The 24,423-nt window shown below is 72.5% G+C and carries 17 protein-coding genes; 7 read left to right on the top strand and 10 right to left on the bottom strand.

Translation table 11 applies throughout. From position 1 onward, the window contains the following. Positions 1–10: 10 nt before the first annotated feature. Both AB0G28_RS03380 and AB0G28_RS03385 read left to right on the top strand, forming a co-directional pair. Positions 11–3,388, top strand: a complete 3,378-nt coding sequence (locus AB0G28_RS03380) for a pyruvate carboxylase (RefSeq protein ID WP_361082500.1) — start codon at positions 11–13, stop codon at positions 3,386–3,388. Between the two features lie 28 nt (positions 3,389–3,416). After that, entirely contained in the window at positions 3,417–4,205 is a 789-nt protein-coding gene (locus tag AB0G28_RS03385) for an arginase family protein (protein ID WP_361082502.1), read from the top strand. A gap of 406 nt (positions 4,206–4,611) precedes the next feature. Here the strand turns inward: AB0G28_RS03385 and AB0G28_RS03390 are convergent, their stop codons facing one another. Next, the gene (locus tag AB0G28_RS03390) at positions 4,612–4,986 is read right to left on the bottom strand and encodes a GntR family transcriptional regulator (RefSeq protein WP_361082504.1); all 375 of its coding nucleotides are present in this window, start codon (positions 4,984–4,986) and stop codon (positions 4,612–4,614) included. After that, positions 4,983–5,672, bottom strand: a complete 690-nt coding sequence (locus AB0G28_RS03395; protein ID WP_361082506.1) for a hypothetical protein — start codon at positions 5,670–5,672, stop codon at positions 4,983–4,985. Before AB0G28_RS03395 ends, AB0G28_RS03390 begins: the two co-directional genes overlap by 4 nt. 309 nt (positions 5,673–5,981) lie before the next feature. On the opposite strand from AB0G28_RS03395, the gene AB0G28_RS03400 reads away from it, so the two are divergent. Beyond that, positions 5,982–7,262, top strand: coding sequence for a helix-turn-helix domain-containing protein (locus tag AB0G28_RS03400; RefSeq protein ID WP_361082508.1), 1,281 nt, complete (start codon positions 5,982–5,984; stop codon positions 7,260–7,262). A 59-nt stretch (positions 7,263–7,321) separates the two neighbouring features. Here AB0G28_RS03400 and AB0G28_RS03405 read toward each other — a convergent pair whose 3' ends face one another. The 5 genes from AB0G28_RS03405 to AB0G28_RS03425 form a co-directional block, all read right to left on the bottom strand. Continuing rightward, positions 7,322–8,797, bottom strand: a complete 1,476-nt coding sequence (locus AB0G28_RS03405) for an AbfB domain-containing protein (protein WP_361082510.1) — start codon at positions 8,795–8,797, stop codon at positions 7,322–7,324. An 11-nt stretch (positions 8,798–8,808) separates the two neighbouring features. Beyond that, the gene (locus tag AB0G28_RS03410; protein WP_361082512.1) at positions 8,809–10,830 is read right to left on the bottom strand and encodes an AbfB domain-containing protein; all 2,022 of its coding nucleotides are present in this window, start codon (positions 10,828–10,830) and stop codon (positions 8,809–8,811) included. A 77-nt stretch (positions 10,831–10,907) separates the two neighbouring features. Then, positions 10,908–11,477: a hypothetical protein gene (locus AB0G28_RS03415; protein WP_361082514.1), complete on the bottom strand. Its 570-nt coding sequence runs from the start codon at positions 11,475–11,477 to the stop codon at positions 10,908–10,910. Next, a complete protein-coding gene (locus AB0G28_RS03420; protein WP_361082516.1) occupies positions 11,474–15,298 on the bottom strand; it encodes a hypothetical protein in 3,825 nt (1,274 codons plus the stop codon). Before AB0G28_RS03420 ends, AB0G28_RS03415 begins: the two co-directional genes overlap by 4 nt. Before the next feature lie 46 nt (positions 15,299–15,344). After that, entirely contained in the window at positions 15,345–16,421 is a 1,077-nt protein-coding gene (locus AB0G28_RS03425; protein ID WP_361082517.1) for a hypothetical protein, read from the bottom strand. 195 nt (positions 16,422–16,616) lie between these two features. Between AB0G28_RS03425 and AB0G28_RS03430 the strand changes: the two genes are divergently transcribed. Genes AB0G28_RS03430 through AB0G28_RS03445 form a run of 4 tightly spaced genes read left to right on the top strand, consistent with a single transcriptional unit; the run spans position 16,617 to position 21,516 of the window. Further along, positions 16,617–17,222 (top strand): hypothetical protein, encoded by a 606-nt coding sequence (locus tag AB0G28_RS03430; RefSeq protein ID WP_361082519.1) that lies wholly within the window; start codon positions 16,617–16,619, stop codon positions 17,220–17,222. Positions 17,223–17,231: 9 nt separating this feature from the next. Next, positions 17,232–18,725, top strand: coding sequence for a hypothetical protein (locus AB0G28_RS03435; RefSeq protein WP_361082520.1), 1,494 nt, complete (start codon positions 17,232–17,234; stop codon positions 18,723–18,725). Then, on the top strand, positions 18,722–19,642 hold the full coding sequence (locus tag AB0G28_RS03440; RefSeq protein ID WP_361082522.1) for a polyprenyl synthetase family protein: 921 nt from the start codon (positions 18,722–18,724) through the stop codon (positions 19,640–19,642). The genes AB0G28_RS03435 and AB0G28_RS03440 overlap by 4 nt, the downstream gene beginning before the upstream one ends. Beyond that, a complete protein-coding gene (locus AB0G28_RS03445) occupies positions 19,639–21,516 on the top strand; it encodes a hypothetical protein (protein ID WP_361082524.1) in 1,878 nt (625 codons plus the stop codon). Before AB0G28_RS03440 ends, AB0G28_RS03445 begins: the two co-directional genes overlap by 4 nt. On the opposite strand, the gene AB0G28_RS03450 is transcribed toward AB0G28_RS03445, so the two are convergent. From AB0G28_RS03450 to AB0G28_RS03460, 3 genes are all read right to left on the bottom strand, one after another. Beyond that, a complete protein-coding gene (locus AB0G28_RS03450; protein WP_361082526.1) occupies positions 21,491–22,081 on the bottom strand; it encodes a DUF6801 domain-containing protein in 591 nt (196 codons plus the stop codon). The two genes, AB0G28_RS03445 and AB0G28_RS03450, sit on opposite strands and share 26 nt — an antisense overlap. A 23-nt stretch (positions 22,082–22,104) precedes the next feature. After that, complete coding sequence (locus tag AB0G28_RS03455; RefSeq protein ID WP_361082527.1) at positions 22,105–23,538, bottom strand: DUF6801 domain-containing protein; 1,434 nt, start codon at positions 23,536–23,538, stop codon at positions 22,105–22,107. 87 nt (positions 23,539–23,625) lie between these two features. Further along, positions 23,626–24,264: a DUF6801 domain-containing protein gene (locus AB0G28_RS03460; protein ID WP_361082529.1), complete on the bottom strand. Its 639-nt coding sequence runs from the start codon at positions 24,262–24,264 to the stop codon at positions 23,626–23,628. Between the last annotated feature and the right edge of the window lie 159 nt (positions 24,265–24,423).

Below are 24,423 nucleotides of genomic sequence, written 5' to 3' on the forward strand. Positions count from 1 at the left end.
AGGACCGGGCATGTTCCGCAAGGTTCTGGTGGCCAACCGCGGGGAGATCGCGATCCGGGCGTTCCGCGCCGGCTACGAACTCGGTGCGGGGACGGTCGCCGTGTTTCCGCACGAAGACCGCAACTCGCTGCACCGGCTGAAGGCCGACGAGGCGTACGAGATCGGCGAACCCGGTCACCCCGTGCGTGCCTACCTCTCGGTCGACGAGATCGTCGCGGCGGCGAAGAAGGCCGGGGCCGACGCCGTCTATCCCGGTTACGGCTTCCTCTCGGAGAACCCCGACCTCGCGCGCGCGTGCGAAGAAGCGGGCATCACCTTCGTCGGGCCGAGTGCCGAGATCCTCGAACTCACCGGTAACAAGGCCCGCGCGGTCAAGGCCGCGCGCGAGGCCGGTGTTCCCGTGCTCGGGTCGTCGGAACCCTCCAGCGACGTCGACGCCCTGGTCGCGGCAGCCGAGGAGCTGGGCTTCCCGGTGTTCGTCAAGGCCGTCGCCGGTGGCGGCGGGCGCGGCATGCGCCGCGTCGAGGATCCCGCCCTGCTGCGCGAGTCCATCGAGGCCGCCGCGCGCGAGGCCGAGTCCGCCTTCGGCGACCCCACCGTCTTCCTCGAAAAGGCCGTTGTCGAGCCGCGGCACATCGAGGTGCAGATCCTCGCCGACGGCGCGGGCAACGTCATCCACCTCTACGAGCGCGACTGCTCGGTGCAGCGGCGCCACCAGAAGGTCGTCGAGCTGGCCCCGGCGCCGAACCTCGACCCGGAGCTGCGCGACCGCATCTGCGCGGACGCGGTCAAGTTCGCCCGGCAGATCGGCTACCGCAACGCCGGCACCGTCGAGTTCCTGCTCGACAAGCAGGGCAAGCACGTCTTCATCGAGATGAACCCGCGCATCCAGGTCGAGCACACGGTCACCGAAGAGGTCACCGACGTCGACCTCGTGCAGTCGCAGCTGCGGATCGCCTCCGGCGAGACCCTCGACGACCTCGGCCTCAGCCAGGACAAGGTCTACCTGCGCGGCGCCGCGCTGCAGTGCCGCATCACCACCGAGGACCCGGCCAACGGCTTCCGCCCGGACACCGGGATGATCTCCGCCTACCGCTCGCCGGGCGGCTCGGGCATCCGGCTCGACGGCGGGACCGCCTTCTCCGGCACCGAGATCAGCGCCCACTTCGACTCGCTGCTGGTCAAGCTCACCTGCCGCGGCCGCGACTTCAAGACCGCCGTCGGCCGCGCGCGCCGCGCCGTCGCCGAGTTCCGGATCCGCGGTGTCGCGACGAACATCCCGTTCCTGCAGGCGGTTCTCGACGACCCGGACTTCCGCGCCGGCCGCGTCACGACGTCGTTCATCGAGGAGCGCCCGCACCTGCTCACCGCGCGGCACTCCGCCGACCGCGGCACGCGGCTGCTGACCTACCTCGCCGACCAGACGGTCAACAAGCCGCACGGCGAGCGCCCGAAGACCCCGGACGCCACGCTCAAGCTGCCGAAGCTGCCCAAGGACGCCGAGCCGGCGCCGGGCTCGAAGCAGAAGCTCGTCGAGCTGGGCCCGGCCGGGTTCGCCGAGTGGCTGCGGAAGTCGCCGCACATCGGCGTCACCGACACGACGTTCCGCGACGCCCACCAGTCGCTGCTCGCCACCCGCGTCCGCACGAAGGACCTCCTGGCCGTGGCGCCGGTCGTCGCGAACACGCTGCCGCAGCTGCTGTCGCTGGAGTGCTGGGGCGGCGCGACCTACGACGTCGCGCTGCGGTTCCTCGCCGAGGACCCGTGGGAGCGGCTGGCCGCGCTGCGCGAGGCCGTGCCGAACATCTGCCTGCAGATGCTGCTGCGCGGGCGCAACACCGTCGGGTACACGCCGTACCCGACCGAGGTGACCACCGCGTTCGTCCAGGAGGCCACGAAGACCGGCATCGACATCTTCCGGATCTTCGACGCGCTCAACGACGTCGAGCAGATGCGCCCGGCCATCGAGGCCGTGCGGGAGACGGGTTCCGCCGTCGCCGAGGTCGCGCTCTGCTACACCTCGGACCTGTCCGACCCGGGCGAAAAGCTTTACACACTCGACTACTACCTCAAGCTGGCCGAGCAGATCGTCGGCGCCGGGGCGCACGTCCTGGCGATCAAGGACATGGCCGGGCTGCTGCGCGCGCCCGCGGCGACCAAGCTGGTCACCGCGCTGCGCAAGGAGTTCGACCTGCCGGTGCACATCCACACCCACGACACCGCGGGCGGCCAGCTGGCCACCTACCTCGCGGCGATCAACGCGGGCGCGGACGCCGTCGACGGCGCGGTGTCGTCCATGGCGGGCACGACGTCGCAGCCGTCGCTGTCGTCGATCGTGGCGGCCACCGACCACTCGGCCCGCACCACCGGCCTCGACCTGCAGGCGATCGGCGACCTGGAGCCGTACTGGGAGAGCGTGCGCAAGATCTACGCGCCGTTCGAGGCCGGGCTGGCGTCGCCGACCGGGCGCGTCTACCACCACGAAATCCCCGGCGGGCAGCTGTCGAACCTGCGGACCCAGGCCATCGCGCTGGGGCTGGGCGACCGGTTCGAGGACATCGAGGCGATGTACGCCGCGGCCGACAAGATCCTCGGCCACCTGGTGAAGGTGACGCCGTCGTCCAAGGTCGTCGGCGACCTCGCGCTGCACCTGGTCGGCGCAGGCGTTTCGCCGGCCGACTTCGAGGCCGAGCCGAACAAGTTCGACATCCCCGACTCGGTGATCGGCTTCCTGCGCGGCGAGCTGGGCGACCCGCCCGGCGGCTGGCCGGAGCCGTTCCGCACCAAGGCCCTCGAGGGCCGCGCGGCCGCGAAGCCGGTCGTCGAACTGTCCGAAGAGGACCGTTCCGCGCTCGCCGCGGAACCGCGCCGGACGCTCAACCGGCTGCTGTTCCCCGGGCCGACCAAGGAGTTCGAGGCGCACCGCGAGGCCTATGGCGACACGTCCGTGCTGCCGAGCAAGGACTACTTCTACGGGCTGCGGCCGGGGGAGGAGTACGCCGTCGACCTCGAGCCGGGTGTGCGGCTGCTCATCGAGCTGGAGGCGATCGGCGAGGCCGACGAGCGCGGCATGCGCACGGTGATGTCGACGCTCAACGGCCAGCTGCGGCCGATCCAGATCCGCGACCGCTCGATCGCGTCGGACATCCCGGCGACGGAGAAGGCCGAGAAGGGCAACCCGAAGCAGGTCGCGGCGCCGTTCGCCGGCGTGGTGACGCTGCAGGTCGCCGAGGGTGACACGGTCGAAGCCGGGGCGACGGTCGCGACGATCGAGGCGATGAAGATGGAGGCGTCGATCACGGCGTCCACCGGCGGGACGGTGGGCAGGCTGGCGATCACGAACGTGCAGCAGGTCGAGGGCGGTGACCTCCTGCTGGTCCTGGAGTGACCGCGGGCGGCAGCGATACGCTCGGCGGATGCTGATCAACGCGGTACCGCAGCGTCAGGGCGCGGCCGGCCCGCGGGCGGGGGAGCTGCCGGACGGCTGCGTCGCGCTCGCGGAGCTGGCCGGGCACGTGCTCGGCCGGCCCGTGCACCACGTCCGGCAGACCCGTGAAGTGTCCGAAGTGGACCGTGGGATCGCGTCGCGTGCCGTGCTGACGGGCGCGAACCGCGCGGCGCAGCTGGCCGCGCTGGAGTCACCCGGCGGCCCGGTGCTGACGATCGGCGGCGACTGCGGCGTCGAGCTGGTGCCGATCGGCGTCGCCCGGTACCGGTACGGACCCGGGCTGGGCGTCGTGTGGTTCGACGCCCACGCGGACCTGAACACGGCGGAATCGTCGCCATCGGGCGCGTTCCACGGCATGGTGCTGCGGTCGCTGTTCGGCGAGGGCGACCCGGAGTTCGCGGCGGACCCGGCATTGACGCCCGGGAACGTGGTGCTGGCCGGAACCCGCGCGTTCGACCCCGAGGAGCGGGAGGCGGTCTCACGCGGGCTGGTGGTCACCTCGGTGGACGCTTTGACGGGCGTGGAGAAGCTGTACGTGCACCTCGATCTGGACGTGCTGGACCCGGCGGAGTTCGCCGGGCTCAACTACCCGGAGCCCGGCGGCTGGACGATCCCGAGGCTGGTGTCGGCTCTCGACGCGCTCTCCGGCTACGACGTGGTCGGCGCGGGGATCACGGAATGCGTGGGCACGCCCCGCGAAGTCGAGGTCCTGGAACCGGTCCTCGCCGCGATCGGCCGCCTGCTCGACCCCCGCTAGGTGGTCGCGCGTCCGCGGTTCGTTGACAGCGGCCCCGCTCAAACGCCCCAATGTGGCGTTGGGTGCGCTCAACGCACCGAACGCCACATTGGGTGCGTCCAACGCACCCAATGCCACATTGGGGTTTTCTCACTGGCGGGCTGCGTGGGTCGGCGTGGCAGGCCGCTCGGCCGGCTGCGGCCCGCTCATGTCTTGAACGAGTCGTTCGGGACCTGGGGTGTCTTGAACGACTCGTTCAAGACACCCGCAGCCCGCGGGATTCATGGCTGTCGCCGGCCACCGGAGCTCGCCGGGTGCAGGTAGCCGCGCGAGGCAACCCGCCTCACCACACCAGACATCGACGCTACTGAGAAAACCTCATGGGGGCGCGTCGACCCGAACGTCGGACAGCCTGCGACGCGCGACGCTAGGTGGTCGCCGTTTCCCGGTAGGCGGCGCGGACCGCGGCCAGGGCGTCGTCGAGGCCGGCGCCGAGGTCGCGGGCCTGGGCCGCGTACTCGGCGGCCGCGGTGCGCAGCAGGGCTTCGCGGTCGGGGCGGCCGGACGGGATGGTCACCACCGTGCCGCGGGCGCGGGCCGTCGCCACCCAGCCCGCCGCCTCCAGCTCGCGGTACGCCCGCGCCACCGTTCCCGACGCCAGTCCCAGGTCCCGGGCCAGCTGGCGGATCGGCGGCAGCCGCGTCCCCTCGGGCAGTGCGCCCGTCGTGACCGCGCGGACCACCTGGTCGTGCACCTGCCGCCAGGGCGCCAGCCCGCTTTCGGTGTCGACGACGATCTTCACGCCGCGGCCGGCAGCCGTTTCACCGGGGCCACCACCGCCAGGAAGACGACCAGCCCGAGCACCACGGTCACGAAGGCGCCGAAGGACTGGACCGGCCCGCCTGCCGCCGCGCACGTGGCGATGCCCAGCCCGATGGCCACGCGGGCGCTGCGGCAGCGCAGCGCCAGGTCGGCCCGGCCGCCGACGGCGGGGCGGCGCAGCGCGAGCAGGGCGATCGCCCACGCGACCACGAACGCGCCTGCCGCGACCGCGAGCGACGTCCAGCGGCCGGCGACGACGAGGGTGACGACCGACGCGGCGGCCGCGAGCACGCTCAGCCCGAGCGCCCACACCGGAACCAGGTCCGCCAGCGTGCGCCGCGCCAGCACGGCTTCGCGGCGACGGCCGCGCGACGGCCGCTGCGCCAGCAGTTCGGCGATCAGGCCGCCGAGCATCAGCGTGGTGAACAGCGAGCCTGCCGTCCGGTCGAGCAGCGGCGGGATCGCCAGGAAGAGCCACGGGTACCAGAAGCGGCGCCGTTTCAGGTACCGGACGGCGAGTGCCACGTCGGCGTCGTCCGGGTCGGGCACGCCCCACCGCTTCAGCAGGCGCCTGCCCTGTTTCTCGCCCGGCCAGAGCACGATCAGGATCGCCAGGCCGACCAGGCCCATGAGCAGGGCGACGGCCAGCACGTTGTCCCAGGGCATCCCGGACCTCCTCGCTTGTATCAAGCACACGATACAAGAAGACGGCCGTAACCGCAGCGTAGGCGGCTCGTTGGAAGTTCGTCCGTTCGTACGCATGATCAGATGCAGTCGGCGGCCTCTTTGTCACCCTTCGGCGGGCAAGCCTCCGGAAAATTGTCAAGAAGGTGACAAGAAAGCGGTTTCCCTCCGAAAGGGTGACACGTTCGGCGCTACTTTTTCGATGTGTCCGGTGCCACCCCGCTCCAGACGCGGGGTGCCCGTTCGCGTGGGTGCGCGGCCGGAAACCCGGGGCGGAGCGAAGGAGCTGCGATGTCGGTGGAGCGCGGATTCGATCACGCTGCGCCGCCTCCCGCCGCACTACCTCGCAAGCTCGCCGACATCCTGCGTCCCGAGCTGGCGAGCCTCGCGGCCGAGATCGTCGACGAGATCCGCGCGACCATCCCGGCCTACGCCCGCCCGCTCGACGGCCCCTACGGCAAGTCGATCCGGGCCGGCGTCGAGTACGCCATCACGCTGTTCGTCGCGCAGATCGCCGACCCGACGGTGTCCAAGGAGCAGTCCCACGAGGTGCACCACCGCCTGGGGCAGAACGAAATGCGCGAAGGCCGCAGCCTCGACACGCTGCAGTCGGCCTACCGGGTCGGCGCGCGGGTGTCGTGGCGGCGGATCATGCGCGTCGGACGGCGCAGCGGGCTCTCGTCGGCGGTGATGTCGCAGCTGGCCGACGCGATGCTGGCGTTCATGGACGAGCTCGCGTCCGTCGCGCTCGACGGCTACCTGGAAGCGAAGGCGCGCACGGCGGGAGCGCTGGACACCTGGCGCCGCAAGCTGCTGCACCTGATCCTCGAGACACCGCCCGCGTCCCCGAAGGCGATCGCGGAGCTGGCCCAGCTGATCGGCTGGCCGGTCCCGGTGGACGCGACCCCGGTGGCGGTCCACCCGGCGGGCGGCGTCGCCCCGGCCCGCCGGCACGCGGGCCTGGACGCGGACGTCCTGGCCGAGCTCGACACGGCGGACCCGAAACTGGTGGTCCCGGGCGAACTGAGCGGCGCGCGGCTGGCGTCGCTGCAGGTGGCGCTGCCGGACTGCCGGCTGTCGATCGGCCCGTGCGTCGCGCTGGCGTCGGTGGCGGATTCCCTGCGCTGGGCCCGGAACGCGCTGCAGCTGGCCGAGCGCGGTGTGCTGGCCCCGCGCCCGGTGCTGCGTGCCGAGGAGCACCTGGCGACGCTGCTGGTCAACTCCGACACCGGCCTGGTCGGCACGCTCCGGCAGCGCTTGTTCGCCCCGCTGGCGGACATGACGGGCAAGCAGCAGGAGCGGCTCCTGGAGACGCTGCGGGCGTGGCTGGACAGCCAGGGCAACGTGGTGGAGATCGCGGAACGCCTGAGCGTCCACCCCCAGACGGTCCGCTACCGCATGCGCCAGCTGCAGGCCACGTTCGGCGACAGTCTCCGCGACCCGGCGGCTCGGTTCGAGATGGAGCTGGCGCTTCGGGCGGGTGCCGCGCCGCTGCCGTTGCGGTACCCGGTGAGTGAGCTGCTGCCGTCGCCGCGCACGGGCGGCAGCCATCCACAGTGGACGCCGCGGTAGCCGGGACCGCCCGGGCCCGGGGTCGGCTCTTCATGACATCGCGGTGCTTCCGCGGGCGGTCAAGGGACGTCGGCCTGCCAGGAAGCGTCCGCGGCGTAGCCGTTCGGGGTGTCGTAGGGGTGACTGCCGCCGGTGTCCGCCGCCCAGACCTGGGTGGTGTACTGGCGCAGGAACCTTCCCCGGGCGCTGGAGGACTCCAGCGTGACGCCGGTGCCCGACAAGCCGGCCTTCGAGCACCAGGTCGCGTCCGCGCGGAACCCGTCGGTGCCGTCGGACGCGGCGAGCACGACCCGCAGGCCCTGCTGCCGCAGGTAGTACTCGGGGTGGGCCACCGATTCGAAGGAGTGGCAGCTCGTGTCGGCCTTGCCGGGCACGACCCGCCAGGCCGTGTCGGTGCCGGCGCCCGCGCCGACCACGGCGTCGGCCGGGCCGCGCAGGTACCAGCCCGGCGTTCCGGGGCTCTGCGAGCGGAGGGACTGGACGAGGGCCGTGTCCTCGTACTGGCCCAGGCGCAGGAACCGCGCGACGTCGTCGTCGGTGCCGGCCATGGCGGCGTTCGCCCCGGCGACGAGCGCGGGGTGCACCCGGCTTTGTTCGGCGCGCGTCCGCAGTTCGAACAGCAGCCGCCGGTCCGCTTCACCCTTCTTGCGGATCCAGGTGAACCAGTCCTGCAGGTTCGCGCTGTGGATGCCGGTGCCGATGTAGGCCCGCAGCTGCGCGGCGTCCATCGTCCGCAGCGCCCGCTCGGCCGCGGCCTGCACCTCGGTGCCCGCCTTGGCCGCCTGCCAGAGGTCCAGCACGAAGTTCACGTCCGGTTCGACGAGCTGGCCTTCGGTGGGCTGGAGGGCGACCACCGCGGCGGCGCGGATCCGGGCGTTCCGTGCCGCGTCGGCCTCCTTCTGCGCGGCATCCTTCGTGGTGTCGGCGTCGATCTTGTCCTGCTGGTCGGCCGCGCGGGCGGCGAAGATGCCGGTGAGGATGAAGTCCTTCTGCGCGGCGGCGTCGCCCTGGTAGGCCGCCAGCGCCGCGGCCTTCAGCTTCGGCCCGGAAGCGTGCTCCCACATGGCGAAGGCGAACTCCTGGTCGCTCTGGATGAGCAGCAGCGGCGACGCAACGATTTCGTTGACCAGCGCCGCCCGCTGCTTGGCCTCCCGGGCGACCCGCGCGGCTTCGGTGTCCCGCAGGATGCGCGCCTGGTCGCGGGCGTTCGCGTCGCGGATCCCGGTCTTGATCCACTGCGTCCATTCCGGCTGGGTGCCGGCGTAGGCGAGTTCGGCCGAGGCCCGCACCTCGGTGCCGGTCGCCCGCTGCCACAACGCGAACACGAAGTTCCGGTCGGTCAGGATCAGCAGGTCGGGGCTCGCGACGACGCCGATCTCCTGTGCGGCCCGGACTTTGTCGTCCTGGGTGGCGCTGCGCGGCGTGTCCGCCGTGACCGCGGCTTCCGCTCGCGGTGGGAGGGCCGGGACCACGGTCCCGAGCAGCGCGAGAGCCGCGGCGCCCGCCGCCAGCCCCAGCCGGGTTCTGCCTGTCATCGTCGGCTCCTTCAGTTCGCCGGGTACACGGTCGCCACGCCGGTGGCGGTGTCGTAGTCGATGCGGCCGCGCTCGAACGTGCTGCGGCGGCCGCCGGGGATGGCGACCTCGTCGGAGGTCGGGTAGCCGAGCGTGGACTTCTCCCCGCCGAGGGAGAGCCACTTGGCGCGGATCGCGCCGAAGACGGCGTGCGCGCCGGCGCGGTCGATCGAATAGATCGAGCCGCCGCCCGCGAAGTTCACGAACCGGCCCGCCTTGTCGGCCGTGCAGGTCTCGTCGGTGACCGGCACCCCGAGCGCCGGGTGACCACCGAGCCGCAGGTAGACGGCCAGGATCTCCGGCGACGCGCACGCGGTGCCGCGTCCGGCCGTCAGCGGGTGGACCGCGCCACCGCGGGTCCAGTAACTGCGGAAGGCGACCTGCCCGGGCGCGGTCCGGCGCTGGAAGTCCCGGTACCGCACGGCGCCGTCGGCCTGCTCCGGGCCGAGCGGCGAGACCAGCAGGTCGGTGTAGGGGTCGTAGTCGGGGAGGTACTTGTTCAGCCAGTCGACCGTGATCTCGGTGGAGTCCGGCAGCGGTTCGGTGACCCACCAGTAGAACTCGACGCCCAGCCCGGCCCGGCCGTCGGCCTGCCGGGTCAGGAAGTCGGCCCCGCCCCGCAGGGTCACCCCGGCGCCGGGCAGGATGTTGTCGACGCACCAGGTGGCGTTCCAGCCGAAGTCGACGATCCCGTTCGCGGGCTGCACGGCGACCTGCGTCTTCTTGCCGTCGTAGTAGCGCGCGAGGTAGTGGTTCGGTTTCGTCGGCGACTCGAGCGAGAAGCAGCCATCGCCCGCCAGCCCGGCGACGACACGCCAGGTCGCGTCGAGCCCCTCACCCGGCGCGGGCTCCGCGGCACCGGGCTTGACGACCACGCCGTCGGCGGTCTCGCGCAGGTACTGCCCGGCGATGTTGCCGTTGATGGCGTTGCGGCTGAACGACTGCGTCAGCGTCTCGTACTGCCCTTGGTCGAGGAAGGCGCGGACGGCGTCGACTCCACCGGCGAGAGCCCGCTCGGCGGCCCGTGCCAGCCGCGGCTGGATGCCGCCCACGACGGCCTTGTGCCGGATCTCGTCGACCAGCGCCCGGTCGGCCGCGGCCTTCTGGGCCAGCACGGCGGCGACGTCCCGCCAGTTGGCCTCGTAGACGCCGGTGTCGATGAAGCGTTTCCAGTCCGCCCGGACGCGGCTGCGCAACGCGGTGACGGCGGCCTTCTCGACCTCACTGCCCGGCCGGGCGCCGTCGGCGATCACGCGCAGGACGTCGTCGTCGGACAGGCTCACGATCTCTGGCGTGGGGATCACCCGCACCACGCTGACGGCCCGGCCGCGGGCGCCTTCGGCGGCTTCGCGGGCCTTCTCGGCTTCGGTGGCTTCCGTCTTGGCGTCGATGGCGTCCTGCTGGTCCTGGGCGTGCGCGGCGCGCGCACCGTTGGCGATGAACTCCTTCTGCGCGGCGGCGGGCGCCCCGAACGCGACGAGCGCGGCGGCCTTGACCCGGGCCCCGGCCGCCCGTTGCGTGATCTGGTAGATGAAGTCCCGGTCGCTCTGGACCACCAGCTCGGGGTCGGGAGTGATCCCGACGACGATGGCGGCCTGCTCCTTGGCCTCCCGGGCGACCCGCGCGGCTTCGGCGTCCCGCATCTGCTGGGTCTGGTCCCGTTCGTTCGCCGAGAGGACGCCGGACTTGATCCACTCGGTGCAGGCGAGATCGGTGCCGGCGAAGGCGAGTTCGGCCGAGGCCCGCACTTCGGGCCCGATGGCCTGCCGCCAGAGCGCGATGACGAACTCCTTGTCCCGCAGGAGCAGCATGGCGTCGGTGGGGACGATGCCGAGGGTCCTCGCCGCGCGGAGTTTCTCGGATTCACTGGCGACGGGCGGGACTTCGGCGGCCGCGGAGGCGGCGGGCGCCGCGGAGGCGGCCGCGGTGGTGACCGGAACGGTGAGCGCCGACGCCGCCACGACGGCGACGGCCAGGGTGGTGAGTGCTCTCACGGTGTCTCCTGTTCCTCGGCCGGATCGCGGACTTCCAGCCCGGCCCAGTCGGGTTGCTCGTGGTGGTGTGGCCGGGTTCAGGACAGGCTCTGCCACAGGTCTTTCCATTCCCGGTAGCTGTCCCGGTCCGGGGACGGCGGCAGCAGGTGTGCGATCCGGTCCAGCTGGCTGACGAGGACCATCGGCGCGGCGAGCCGCCGGAGCTCGCCGAGGTCGGGCTCGCCGTGCCACCTCGCGACCGTGCGCCGCGCTTCCGCGGGCGGCCAGGGGAGTTCGGCGGCGAAATCGGCCAGCAGCCGTCCGGGCGACAGCAGCGCGACTCCCGGGCGTGGCCCGGCTTCGAGCAGGAGACTCGCGGAAAGGTGGAACCGGTCGGCGGTGACACTCGCGTGGGACAGCTCGCCGAAGGTTTCCATCCAGGCGAACAGGTTTGCGGCGACCTCGTCGCAGCGGGCCCAGTCGGCTTCGCCGAGTTCCCGGCAGTGCGCGATGAGCCCCTCGCGGAACAGTTCGCCGGCCAACGTCCACTCCGCGTCGGCGAGCACCTCCGGGTCGATCGCGGCCAGCTCCTCGACGCGGATCCGGGACAGCCGGTCCACCAGGTCCCGGAAGCTCATCACCTTGAGTTCGTCCAGGGAGGGGATCACGGGAAGTACACCCCGAAGGCTTCGAAGGCATCTCTGGCGATCTTCATGTATCCCCGTCCCCGTGAGCCGCTTCGCGGTGTCCTGTAGTGGCCGCTGGTCGGGTTGATGTCGAGTCCGAACACGCCGGGGCCGCCCCCGCTGATGGTCGCCTCTCCGGCGGAGAGGACGTCCGCGCCGCCGCTGAGCACCGGATGCTTGAGCTCGACCGTACCCACGTACTTGGGCATCACGACGAGCCGCCCGTCCAGCAGCACCGCCCACTTCACCGTGATCGTGCCTGCCCCGATCAGATGCCTGAACTCCTGGGTGCCGAGTTCGATCGGTTCGACATGGAGCTCCCGCGCCTGCCGCAGCTCGTCCGCCAATCGCTCCGGCAGCCTGTTCCGCAACGGAAGGCAGATGAAGAACTCCGCGGCAACCTGGCTGGTGGACGCCCGGCTCGCCGCGAGCCGGCTGCCGACCCGGCAGACTCGCCGCAGCTGGTCGAGCAGAACGGTCATCTTTTCGGACAGCCGCGCGATCTTCTCGGACTTGGCGAGGTACTTGCCGATGTTCGCGACCACGGCGGCGATCGACTTGACGATCGCCTTGCCCTTGACGAACGGCAGGACCAGCCCGACGACGTTGACGACGCTCCAGAGGCAGGCCTCGATGTTCCCGGAGCCGAGACATCGCTTGAAGTCGGGGATCCCGATGTACTCGAGGAGCACCTCGCCACCGACCTCGGCGAGGAAGCTGACGACGTCCTCGCCGTTCATGCACCCCTGCTGGGCAGTGCGGTACTCCGTCAGGGCTGCTTCGCTGTCCGGTTCGGCGACGAGCTCGTCGATGTCCTCGACCGAAAGGCCGGGCAGGCAGCCGGCCAGCACCATCGCCTTGGCCTGCTCGATCTCGGCGTCCCGTTGCCGTTGTTCCTTCTCGGCCTGGTCCGCCGCACGCTGCGCGTCGGCCGCGGCGTCGCGGGCCCGCTGGGCCGCGTTCGACGTCTCCTGGGCGTGGGCCCTCGCCCGTTCCGCCGCCGCGGCGGCTTCGGCCGCGTAGGTCTCGGCCTGCGTGGCCGCCTTGTGGGCTGCCGCCGCGTCGGTTTCCGCCTGGGTGGCCGCGCCGCGCGCCGCGGCTGCCTGGCCTTCGGCGGCGTCCGCGGCCAGTCCCGCGATCGCCGCGTCGGCGTTCGCTTCGTTCGCTTTCTGGCGCGCCTTCACCGCGTTCTGGTGCGCTTGGGCGTCGTAGCCGTTGGCCATGTCCGCCGCACCTCGGGCGAGGTCCGCCGCCGACGCCGCGTCGGCTGCGGCTCGCGCCGCCTCCGCCACCGACTGCGCGGCCTGCGATGCCGACTTCGCCGCGTTGGCCGCCGCCTGGAACGCCGCCTTCGTGTCGGCGGCGGCGTTGTCGGCCGCCTGCTGGGCTCGGGTGGCGGCCGTCTTGGCCTCGTCCGCCCGGGTCTGCGCGGCCTGTGCCTGCTCGTCGCCCGCCGCTTGTGCCTGCGCCGCGACCTCGGCGACGAAGTCGGCGTCGAGGTCGGCTCCGGTGAACGGCGCGACCACGACGATCGCCGTGTTCGCCGGTGCCGTGATGGCGGCGGACGACTCTCGTGCGGCCAGTGCGGCCCGGCCGGCGAGACCTGCCTGGGTCGCGGCGGAGACGGCTTCGCGGAACGACTCGCCGGCGTTCTGCCCCGCCCTGGTAGCGGCGACCGTCGCCAGCCGCGCCTGCTCCGTCGCCTGCTCGGCGAGCGCGGCGGCGTTGCGGGCGTTGGCCGCGGCCTTGACCTCTTCCGCCGTCGCGGTGGCGGCCGCGGCGTTCGCACGGGTGGCGGACACGTGCGTGTCGGCCGCGGCGGATTCGGCGTTGTCCGCGGCAAGATCCGCGTTTGCCGCGGCGTTCTCCGCTTCTTCCGCCGCGGCACGGGATGCGGCGGCCGCGGCAGTGGCCTTGGTCGCCGCCTCACGGGCCCGCGCGGCGGCACCTGTCGCCCGGTTGGCGGCATCACGCGCTTCGCCGGCCGCCCGTGCCGCGTCGCCCGCGTCGGCGCGAGCTTCCCGCGCCGCGGCCCAGGCGGGCGCTTCCTGCTCGGTTCCCCGCGCCGCGGCCGCGGACGCTTCGAGCGCTTGGGCGCGGGCCTCGGCGGCGTCCCCCTCGCGCTGTGCTTTCCACGCCAGGTCACGCGCGGTCTTGGCGTTCGACTCCTCCCGCCGGGCGGTGTCTTCGCACCCGGCGGCGATGTCCTCCTGCGCGCGGGCGCGGGCCAGGTAGGCGGCGGCTTCGCGCTTCTTCGCCTCAGCCTCGCCCCGCGCCTTGCTTGCTTCGGCCGCGGCCTGGTCGGCCTGCTCGCGGTAGCGGGCCGCCTCGTCGCGCCGTCGCTCGGCCTCCATCCGGGCCGTTCGGGCCTTGTCCGCCTCCTGCTCCGCCGTGTGGAGGGAGTCGTAGGTGCGTTGCAGGTCTTGCCAGGCCTGGTCGCGGGCCGTCTGGGCGGCCAGCCGGGCCTGGTTCGCGCGTTCGGCCGCGTCCTTGGCCGCCTTGGCCTGGTCGGCGGCCGCCGCGGCCAGGGCCGCCGCCTGGCGGGCGTGCTCGTCCGCGTGCAACCGCCACTGCCGGGCCTCCTCCGCCCGGGCGACGGCTTCGTCCTGGTGGCCGATGGCCGCGTCCGTGGCCGTCGTCGCGTCGACGGCGTGCTGCGCCGTCTGGATCGCGAGCACCGCCGCCTGCGAGGCCGAGGACATGCCCTGGGCCAGGCGGGCCCAGTCGGCGCCGTAGGGCAGGCCCACCTCGATCAAGATGTTCGCTTCGGCAGTCGCCGCGACGGAAGCGCTCTGTGCCTCGGACGCCGCCTGCCCGGCGAAGTCCAGCTGCCGCTGGACCTCCTGGCGGACCAGGCTGAACGACCCGGGGGAGTGGTGGCCGCCCGCGGTGTTCGCCGCCAGGATCTGGGCGGCCTGGCGGGCCGCGGTGCCCGCCGAGACCATCGCGTTCGCCGCGCGCTGCAACGACCGGATGCCCCGGCCGTTCGCGACCAGCAGGTTCTGCCGGGCCCGTGACGCGCGCGCCGCGCGCTGCGCGAGGTCGCTCGCCGCCTCGGCGGCCTTGTTCCGTTCCTCGAGGTCCTTCAGGTACTGCTCACGGGCCGCGGCGTCCCGCTGCGCGGCCGCGACGTAGCCGCCGTTGAAGAACGCCACGATCGCCGCGTCCCCGGCCGCCAGGGCCTGCTGAGCGGCGAGCTTCACCTCCGGCCCGGCCGAGCCGGACAGCGCCGTCACGCGCGCCCGCAGCTCGTCGGCGCGGGCCTGGGTGTTGCGCCGGGTGCGCTCGTCGCGTTCGGTGGCGATGCCCCGGCCGTAGTCGAGGAAGGCGGCCCGGTCGGCGTCCGAACCGGCCAGCACCCGCTCGACCTCGGCGTTGAAGATCGGGCCGCCCGTGCCGCGGAGGTTCAGCACGGCTTCGCGGTTCAGCCGGGCCGTTTCATCACGACGAGCCCGCGCGCGTTGCTGCGCTTCGACCTCGCCGGTGTCGAGGAACTCCCAGATCGCGTCCTCGGTCCCGGCGTCCAGCGCGGCCTGCGCCGCCGCGCGGACCTCGGGTTCTTCGGAGAGCTGCGCGATGTCGGAGACCAGCTTCCACAGCCGCGGGTCGATCGGCTCGCCCAGCCCGGTCTCGCCGTCCCAGCCCGGATATTCGGTGTGCGGGATCGGGCGCGCGCCGGTCGGTGGCGGGTCGTCGGCGGTGACCGCGGCGGGCGCCGGGACGACCGCTTCGACGTCGGTCGTGGTGAACACGGTGACCGCCAGCAAGAGCGCGAACACCTTCGTGACGAATCCGTGCGGCATTTTCCGCGTCCTCCGTGACGGGTGGGACGAAAAAGAAAGAAAGCGCTTACCTGGGGAGCGGATTCCGCATCCGTGTTTCCCCGTCGACGGCTTGGCCCAGCACGCCGGCCCAGAACCGGGCCTGCTCCGCCGCCCAGTCCTGTTCGGCCGTCCAGGCGGCTCGGGTGGGATCGGCCGCGTCGCGCACGGCCTGCCAGTTCGGCCCGGTCGCGGCTTGTGCGGCGGCGGCCACGGCCGCCCAGTTCGCGGCCTGGTCGCAGGCGACCCGCTCGGCGTCGGCCCACGCGACACGGGGCGCCGAAGTTTGCCCGCCGACCCGTTGCCAGGCCCGGGCCGCGGCTTCCCGCAGCTGGACCGCGATTTCCCCGGCGGCGTCGAGCGCGGCCTGTTCCGCTTCCCGTGCGTCGAGGATCAACCGCTGGACGATGGCCAGCCAGCGGGCCTCCTGCTCGGCGTCACGCAGGCGGTGCGCCTCCAGGTCGAGCTCCGCGCCGGTCGCCCAGCCGTAGGCGAAGAACTCGACGACGTCCGCGTCGGTGGCACCGGCCCGGGTGGCCCAGGCCGCGGCGGCACGCACTTGCGCCCCGGGATCGTGCGTGGCCAGCGTGCGGACGTACTGGCGATCCGCTTCGGCGAGGGCTTCCCGCTGGCTGCCGTCGGCCTCCCTGGCGAGCCGGTCGCGCTGCTCCGCGGCGGCGAATCCCTGGCGGACGAACAGCTCCCGGTCCGAGTCGGTGCCCAGCAAGGCGCGCTGCGCGGCCGCGTTGACCTCGGGTGCGTAGGCCGCGGTGTAGGTGAGCAGTACCCGGCGGCAGAAGTCCGTGTTGACCGCAGCGGTCTCCGCTGCCCGTTGCTCGGCCGCGGCCAGCCCGTGGTCGAGGAACTCGAAGACGACGTCGTCGTTCTCGTCGGCCCACGCCACCCAGGCGTCGGCCCGCACCGCCGCTCGCGGGTCCTTGCCGGCCAGCCGCCGCACGAGTTTCCGTGCGGTGGTGGCGGGATCGGCCGTGACGGCGAGCGTCGAAGAGTCCGATGTGGACGCCGAAGCGGCAGGAATTTCGGTTGTCCCGGCGAAGGTCGCGGCGGCCAGCGCACCGCACAGCAGGACGCGAAGCCGTGACATTCTTGCCTCCCCCCATGGCGATCGGGCGGGCAAAACGCCCGATCCGCACCAACGTAACATCGCGGTGAAGTGGTGATCAATCGGCCGTTCGGCCCACCGTGTTTGTCGTGATCCGACAAAACCGCGGAATTTCCTTGTCCGCCTTTCGATTTTGCGGTTAGCCTCCGAAAAGGACGATTCCGAGGGGGAGAAACGATGGAAGCCGCCTTCAAAAGACGTACCGCGCTGCGTGGCGCGGCCGTGCTCGCGGCCGGTGCCGCCGCGCTGGCAGGCGTCGCGGCCGCCGGCGAGTTCGCCGAACTCGCCTGGCGGGCCTCCGCGCCGGGGATCAGCCCCCAGCCGTTCCGGACGAGGATCATCTCCGGGATTCCCGCGGTCGCCGGCTACGGAACGGCCGTGACTCTCGGCCCGGTCATCGTGCAGGCGATCAGCCACCAGAGCTTCCCGCTGATCCTCCGCAGTGCCGGCTACACCTCGCTGACCGCGACGGTCACCGCCGCGGTCGTGGTGACCGACGCCCGCGGCCTCTCCGGACGCTTGCCGATGACGATCGTCTTCCCCCGCGTCACGGTCCCCACTACCGCCGCCGAGACCGTCCTGACCGGAACGGCCACGCTGACCGGTACACCTCAGCTCCCCGCCGTCCGCAACCCCGGAACGATGACGATCAAGGTGGAGCCCACTGCCAAGGGCGCGGTGACGGTGTTCAACAACGCCGGGGCCGGCACGGCGATCACCAGCACCATCACTCTCTTCCCGGTCAACGGCGATCCGCTGGCCGCGACGATCGAGGTGCGCTGAGGCGTGCACATGGACACGAGAACGGCGGCCGCGCTCGACGAAGCGAAGGCCCGGCTGGCCGACGAGTACCTCGCCGACCCGAACGTCGTGGGCGTCGCCAAAGGATTCCGCACCCGCGGGGGTGAGCTCACCGAAGAGCCGGTCGTGATCGCCCTGGTCCGCAAGAAACGCCGTGCCGCCTTGGTGTCCCGGAGCCGGCTGCTGCCGTCGACGGTCGGCGGGCACGGGGTGGACGTCGTCGAGACGGGCGAGTTCACGTTCTCCGGCGCCACCGCCAGGGCAGCCGCGCCGGCGCCGATCGCGGACCGGCTCCGGCCTCCGCTGCAGGGCGGCAGCATCGGCTCGCTCGCCGACGGCACCCTGGGCACCCTCGGCTGCCTGGTCCGCGACCGCACCGATGGTTCGATCTGCGTTCTTTCGGCGAACCACGTCCTGGCCAACTTCGGGGTCACCGCACCGGGTGCCGGGATCCTGCAGCCGGCTCCGCTCGACGGCGGCGCGGACGCCGGGAACACCGTCGCCCGGTTCAAGCGGGCCATCCCGCTCGTCAGGGGGGTGCCGAACAGCGCCGACGCCGCGATCGCCCAGCTGGAGCCCGGCATCGGCGTCAGCTCGACGGTGGTGCGCAACCTGATGGCGCCGATCTCCCCGACCCACCCCGCGATCGGGCTCGCGTTCCTCGCCAGCGCCCACGGCGGCACCTTCATGGCCAAGATCGACACCGTGCTGGCGCAGCTGGACGTCGAACTGCTCACCCCGGGTTCGACGGCAGCCGCGGTCGAGGGCCGCCGCATCGAGAAGGTCGGCCGCAGTTCGGGCTACACGTCGAGCGTCGTGCTGGACACGACCGCGACCGTGTTCGTCGACGGCTACCACTTCACCGACCTGATCTACGCGCAGCGGTTTTCGCTCGTCGGCGACTCCGGGGCGGTCGTGTGCGAAGGCGGCAACGGCCGGACCTACACGCCGATGCCGGCGATCGCCTGCCGGATGCTCGGCGCGGCCGGGGCGTTGTACGACCTGCCACTGGCGAACGACAACGGTTATGTCGACCAGGCCAGGGACGAGTTCTTCGGCGAGAGCCTCGTCGGCAACCTCGTGGTCCGGCTCGTGTACCAGAACCTCGACGTCGCCGTGAACCGGTTCGAGGCGGCGACCGTCGGCCCGGAGGAGAAGGCCGAGGCGAGGCGGTACTACGACAAGTACCGCGGGCTCGTCATCGGCCTGCTCGGCGACCCCGGCTCGACCGTCCAGCTGACCCAGGAGAACGTGGACGACATCCGCGCGGTCTTCGCGGGACTCTCGCCCGAACTGGTCACCCTGCCGGAAAAGCAGGCGATGTGGGTGATCTTCGACGACGTGATCGCGCCTTCGGCCGGCTTCACGCGCACTCAGCTGCTCGGCTACATGAACGATTTGGCGGTGTATCAGCGGGTGGTGGCGGCGCTGCGGCAGATCCCGGGGCTCGAGGTCGACGAGACCTTCGGGTTCTCGTCCCGGTGACGACGGCCGCGGATCCGGTCCGGTACCACCTCGTCCGGCTCGTCGGCGGGCTTTCCGCCTCGCTGCGCGACGCCGTCGGCGGGCTCGTCGACCGGCCCGGCAAGCTCCTGCGGTCGCGGCTGCTCGCCGCCTGCGCCGGGTTCGGCCGGGCCGACGCCGGGCGGGTGGCGCGGCTCGGCGCGGTCGTCGAGCTGGTGCACCTGGCTTCGCTGGTGCACGACGACGTGATCGACCGGGCGGCGACCCGGCGCGGCGGGCCCGCGGCACACCGGTCCGCCGGGCCGGAACTGGCCGTGCTCGCCGGCCTGGCCTGCCTCTCGGCCGCCGGGACCGAGGCGGCCGACCTCGGCGAGGGCGTCGCCACGGCGGTGAGCCGGACGGTGGCCGAGCTGGCCCACGGCGAGCTGCTCGACGTCGAACGCGGCTTCGACACCGCGTTGTCGTTGCCGGACTACGTGGACCTCGTGCGGCGCAAGACCGGGGTGCTGTTCCGGTTGTGCTGCCTGCTCGGCGCCGTGGAGTCCGGAGTGGACAGCGCGGTCGTCGCCGCGCTCGCCGAGTTCGGCGTGGAATGGGGAATCGCCTTCCAGGTGCTCGACGACTGCCTCGACCTCGAAGCCTCGGGCGATGACAAGCCGGCGGGCACCGACCACCTGCTCGGCCTGTTCGGCGCGCCGACGCTGGCCGCCCTGCGCGCGGACACGACGGGAGAGCTGGGCCGGCTCCTGCTCGGGCCGTCGTTCTCGGGCGGTGACCTGCCGCGGGTACGGGAGCTGGTCACCGCACACGGCGGACTGCGGGCCGCGCGCACGCTCGCCGGTGTCCACTTCGGACACGCCAGGGCCGCGTTGAACCGAACGCCGGATGGTCACGCGCGCCGCGCGCTGGCCGGGATGCTCGAAGCGAGCCGCTCTTGAGCCACGCCGTCGTCGTCGGTGCCGGACCGGCCGGTGCGGTGGCCGCCGCCGTGCTGGCCCGCGCCGGGATGCCCGTCGTGCTGGCCGGACGCGAAGACCGCGGGCCGGAGTACGACGTCCTGCTCAGCGGTCCGGCGCGGGACATCCTGCGCTCGATCGGGGTGGCCACCGACGACTGGCCGCTCCGCCCGGTGACGATCGCCTTCGACGCCGGCACCTCGCACGCTGTTCCCGAAGCCGGGTACGCCGTCGTCGACAGCCGTGTCCTCCGGGAAACCTTGCGGGAACACGCCGTCCGGTGCGGCGCCGACTACCGGCCGACCGTGCCGGACGCCCCGCACGTGGTGCTGGCCGGCGGTGCGGGACACATCGCCGGTACCGGGGTGAGCTGCGCGCGGAGGTTCACCGGACCCGCTGCCGGAGACCGGGTCGTGCTCAGGTTGCTCGCTCCGCCCGCGGACGACCCGCGAGGGCGTCCCCGCTGTGCCTGGCTCGCCCCGGTGCCGGGCGGGTGCACGATCGGCGCGTCGGCGCTGGACGCCGTTCCGGCCGGTGAGCTGATGGCCGAGGCGGTCGAGGCCTTGGCCGAACTCGACCCCCGTGTGCGGGACTGCGTCCCGGACGGCCCGATGGCGTCCGGGACGCTGTCGTGCGGGTTCGGTCCCGGTTCGGCGGCCGGCCCCGGCGGGCTGCGGGTGGGTGATGCCGCGGGCCTGGTCAACCCGTTCACCGGCGAGGGGCTGAGCGGGGCCGTCCAATCCGGACGGCTGGCCGCTCGAGCCATCCTGAGCGCGCGGGACGATCCGGTGGCCGCTCGCCGGGAGTACGAGCGGTCGCTGGCGGCCGCGTTCGTCGGCTACTTCGAGACGTCGCGGCACGCGGCCCGCCGGTACCACCTCACCTGGCGCGTGCTCGCCGCCGGTGCGGGCAGTGAGCACTCCTTCCACGTGAAAGGACGCCGGGCCATTGTGCTGCCCGAAGGCGTGTCCGCACTCGCCGGAGCCGAACCCCTGGAGCTGCCGGCCGCCACCCGGGCCCGGGTGCTGCCGTTCCTCGCGGCCTGCGACGAAGTGTGCCTGTCGGCCGTCCGGGGTGACTGGCCGTTCCTGGCCCGGATGTTCACCGTCGACCGGACGGAAAAACTGCTGCTGAGGCCCGCGATCGGGTTCTTCGCGGCCCTCGCGGCCGGTCGCGACGGCCCGGCGCGCGGCGACGCGTCCGTCGCCGCGGCCATCGAACTCGCGACGCTCGGCACGCTCGCCTTCGTCGGTCCCGCCGCCACACCGCGGGAGGTACGCGGTGTCGACTGGGAATCCGCGACGACCGTGCTCGCCGGTGACTACCTGCTGGGCCAGGCGTCGCGGCTGATCGCGGAGGCGGCGCCCGGACTCGCCTGGTCCTTTTCGGACTGGCTGGGCGAGCTGACCTCGCTGCGGGCCACCGTCGTGACGACCGGTGCAGGCGCCGAAGCGGTCTTCGCCTCACTGTTCGAGTTCCCGCTGCGCATCGGCGCGGCCCTCGGCGGCGCGGACGCCGAGGCGTTCCGGACCTGCGGCGCGACCTTGGGCAGGTTGTTCCTCCGCGTCGAAGACGTCCTGGCCCTGCGCGGCGACCGGACCCGGCTCGACACCACGCTGCCGGACCTCCTGGAAGGCCGGATCTCGGCGCTGCCCGAGCTGCTCGCGCTACCGGGCCTGACGGCCGGGGCCCTTCCGCCGCACGCCCTCCGGGTGGCCGTGGCGGCCGCGCGGGAGGCTTACGCCGAGTTCGAGCAGGACGGCGACCGGCTCCTGGACCCGTTCGCCCGCGGCCTGCTGGGCGCCCTCGGAGCCTGGGTGGCCGCTCCGGTCAGACCACCGGCAGGTCCGGCGTGAACGCGGGGTTCTGCGGCGGGTTGGTGACCTTGAGGGTGCAGGTCATGAACCACGACGTCCAGGTGTCGTTGGCACGCTTGTGGAACTGCAGCGCCAGGGAGAACGACGTGGCCATCGTGAGCCCGGCCGTGCCGGGGTTGCCTGCCACGAACGACTGGGAGCGGGCGGAGAAATCGATCGTCCCGGTTTGCGAGGGCCAGATCTGCTCCCAGACGAAGCCGCCGTCGCTCGAGGTCGGGGTGGCGTTCGACGCGGTGACCGGGATCATCCCGCTGCCGCGGACGCCGTCGTAGCCGACGGCCCGCATCAGGCTGCGCGTGGCCGCGCTCAGGAAGATCGTCCCGGAGATGTCGGTGATCGAGAAGTTTTCGCCGTGCAGGACGGCGCCCGGGCCGGTGAACCCCTCCACCACGGTCACCTGCTGGGACGGAACACCCGGGAACGAGCAGAGGTAGAGCACACCGGGAGGCGCGCTGAACGTCGTGTCCGCCCGGGCCGTCCCGGCGGTTCCGGCGAGGACGAGGACCGTCGCGGCGGCCGTCGTCAGGAAACGGCGGATGTTCATGTGCCCTCCAGGTGCGCCTCGAGCTACCTCGGTTTCGTCGCCGCCTTCTTCGCCGCCGCGGCCGCGGTCTGCGAGCCCGGTGGCGGCGGGTTGCTGTGGGGCGGGCAGTCGGCGGGGTCGGGTGTCTCGCAGCCCACCAGGTTGTAGAGGTAGACGTCGGCCTGGTTGCCCGGGCCCGAGCTCATGCCCTCGAGCAGCGGGTTCAGGTCCTGTCCGCCGGTGCCGCAGCCCGAGAAGCCCGGCAACGTGAAGCCACCCGCCTCCCTGGTGTCGACGTGGCCGACGCCGCCCGGCTCGAACGGGTCGTACGGCCCGCTCACCTTGAGCAGCACCGGCTTCTTCGTCACGCAGTCGGGACCGAGGTCGAGCGGGACGCCGTTGATCTCCGCGTGGCTCATCCGGGCCATGACTTCCACGGTCGCGCGCATGGAAGGGAGCCCGGAGACCTCGTCGGTGTACAGGCCACCGGTCATCTGGATCATCCGCTGGGTGTGGTACTCGACCGGCAGGAACTCGACCGTCGCGCTCACCGGCACGAACCCGAAGCCGAGGAACGTCGCGGTGACCGGGCTGAAGGCGGTCGCGCCGGTGATCCACGCTTCGGCGGTGTCGACGTTCACATTGATGAACCCGTTGACGATGAGGGACGGAGTGGAGACGACAGTGGCGCCCAGCTTCTTGACCTGCGAGTTCGTGATCACGCTGACCAGGCCGAGCGGCTGGGTGTAGATGTTGGGGGGCGGCTCTTCGTCCATGGTCGTCACGTCGCCGAGCGCGGCAGACTGCTTCTGCTTGGTGCCCGGTGTCACCTTCGGCAGCACGAGGATCTTGCCCAGCGTGGCCTGCTGACCCTCGTCGAGGGTGCACGCGACCTTCGGCGGCGCGGTGGTGGCCGGGGGCGCGTCGGAAGCCGGGACGGCTTCGAGCGTGAGGGCCGGCGCGGTGACGTCGAACGTGACGGGGCCGACGGTGTTGATCGCGATCTCCGGCACGGTGCCGGTCGCGGTCAGGACGACGTCGCCGGTCTCCGGCAGCGGGGTCGGGGCCACGACGAGGGAGACCGGCACCTTGTCCGAGCGGTCGCCCTGGTGGACGGCGAGGTCGAGCTGCACCGTGCCGCGCAGCGAACCGGTGGTGGCGCCGGCGGGCAGGAACGAGAGTGCGACGTCGCGGGGGAGGCTCAGCTTGACGGCGTAGGCGCCGATCTTCGCCGAGGTGCCGGTCTTGGCCTGCGCGGGCAGCGTCGCCGTCGTTTCGACGGTGAGCGCGCGCGGGCCGAGCGGGTCGGCGAACGGGCAGTGCACCGAGACCGACGCGCTCGCCTGGGTGTCCGGCGGGACCGCGGGGCCGGGAGCGGCCGAACCGACCCCCGTCAGTGCGCCGTTCGCCGCGGACAGCAGGCCGGCGGCCGCCAGCGCGGTCACCGTGACGGAGCGGGGCCGGACTCGACGAGGCATCGGTTTCCCTGGTGTGTTCGTGGTGCGGAAAGACGGAAATCCCGGTGCGGGACCCTCTCACGAGGGGACCCGCACCGGGAACCGGCGTCAGGAGACGGTGATGCTCGGGCTGAACGCGGTGTTCTGCGCCGGGTTGGTGACCTTCAGGTTGCAGGTCATCGCCCACGGCGACCAGGTGTTGGTGGACTTCTTGTGGAACTCGACGTTCGCCGAGACCGGGGTGCCCATCGACAGCGTGTCGGTGCCCGCCGTCGCCGGCGCGGTGTAGGTCGGCACGCTGGACGTCGCGACCTGCGAGATGTTCACCGTGATCGGGCCGCCCGCCGGGTAGATGGTCTCCGGGATGCTGAGCCCGGTGGCCGCCGGCTGCGACAGCGTGCCCGCCCCCGCCGTCACCGGGACGTTGGCGACGCCGCGGATGCCGTCGTAGCCGACCGCGGTGAGCAGCGCGTGGACACCGGCGCTGATCGTCGCGGAGCCGCCCACGTTGGTCGGGGTGACGGTGGTACCGGCCGGGACGGTGTCGTCCGCGTCGAGGTGCGAGGTGACGAGGACCGGCTGCGGCGTGATGCCCGGGAACGAGCAGGTGTAGGTCAGGGGCGTGGTGCCACCGGCGGTGTAGGTGACCGTGGCGGCGGCCGCGGTGCCCGCGGTCAGCACCGCGATGGCGCCGACGGCGGTAGCGGTGGTCGCGATTCCGGCGGACAGCCTGCTGAGTCGGGACATACCCATCTCCTTTGATTCAGTACAGTCTCGGCTTTGGCTGATCGATTGCTCGCCGTCGCTGGTCTCCCATCACGATCGCCCGCCCCCTTTGCCCCGAGCGGCGGGACGTGATAATTCACCGACATGCGAGGTGGAGGTCCATCTGCCGAAAAGAAGGCT

The sequence above is a fragment of the Amycolatopsis sp. NPDC021455 genome (assembly GCF_040640995.1).
In the GTDB taxonomy this organism is placed as follows: Bacteria; Actinomycetota; Actinomycetes; order Mycobacteriales; family Pseudonocardiaceae; genus Amycolatopsis.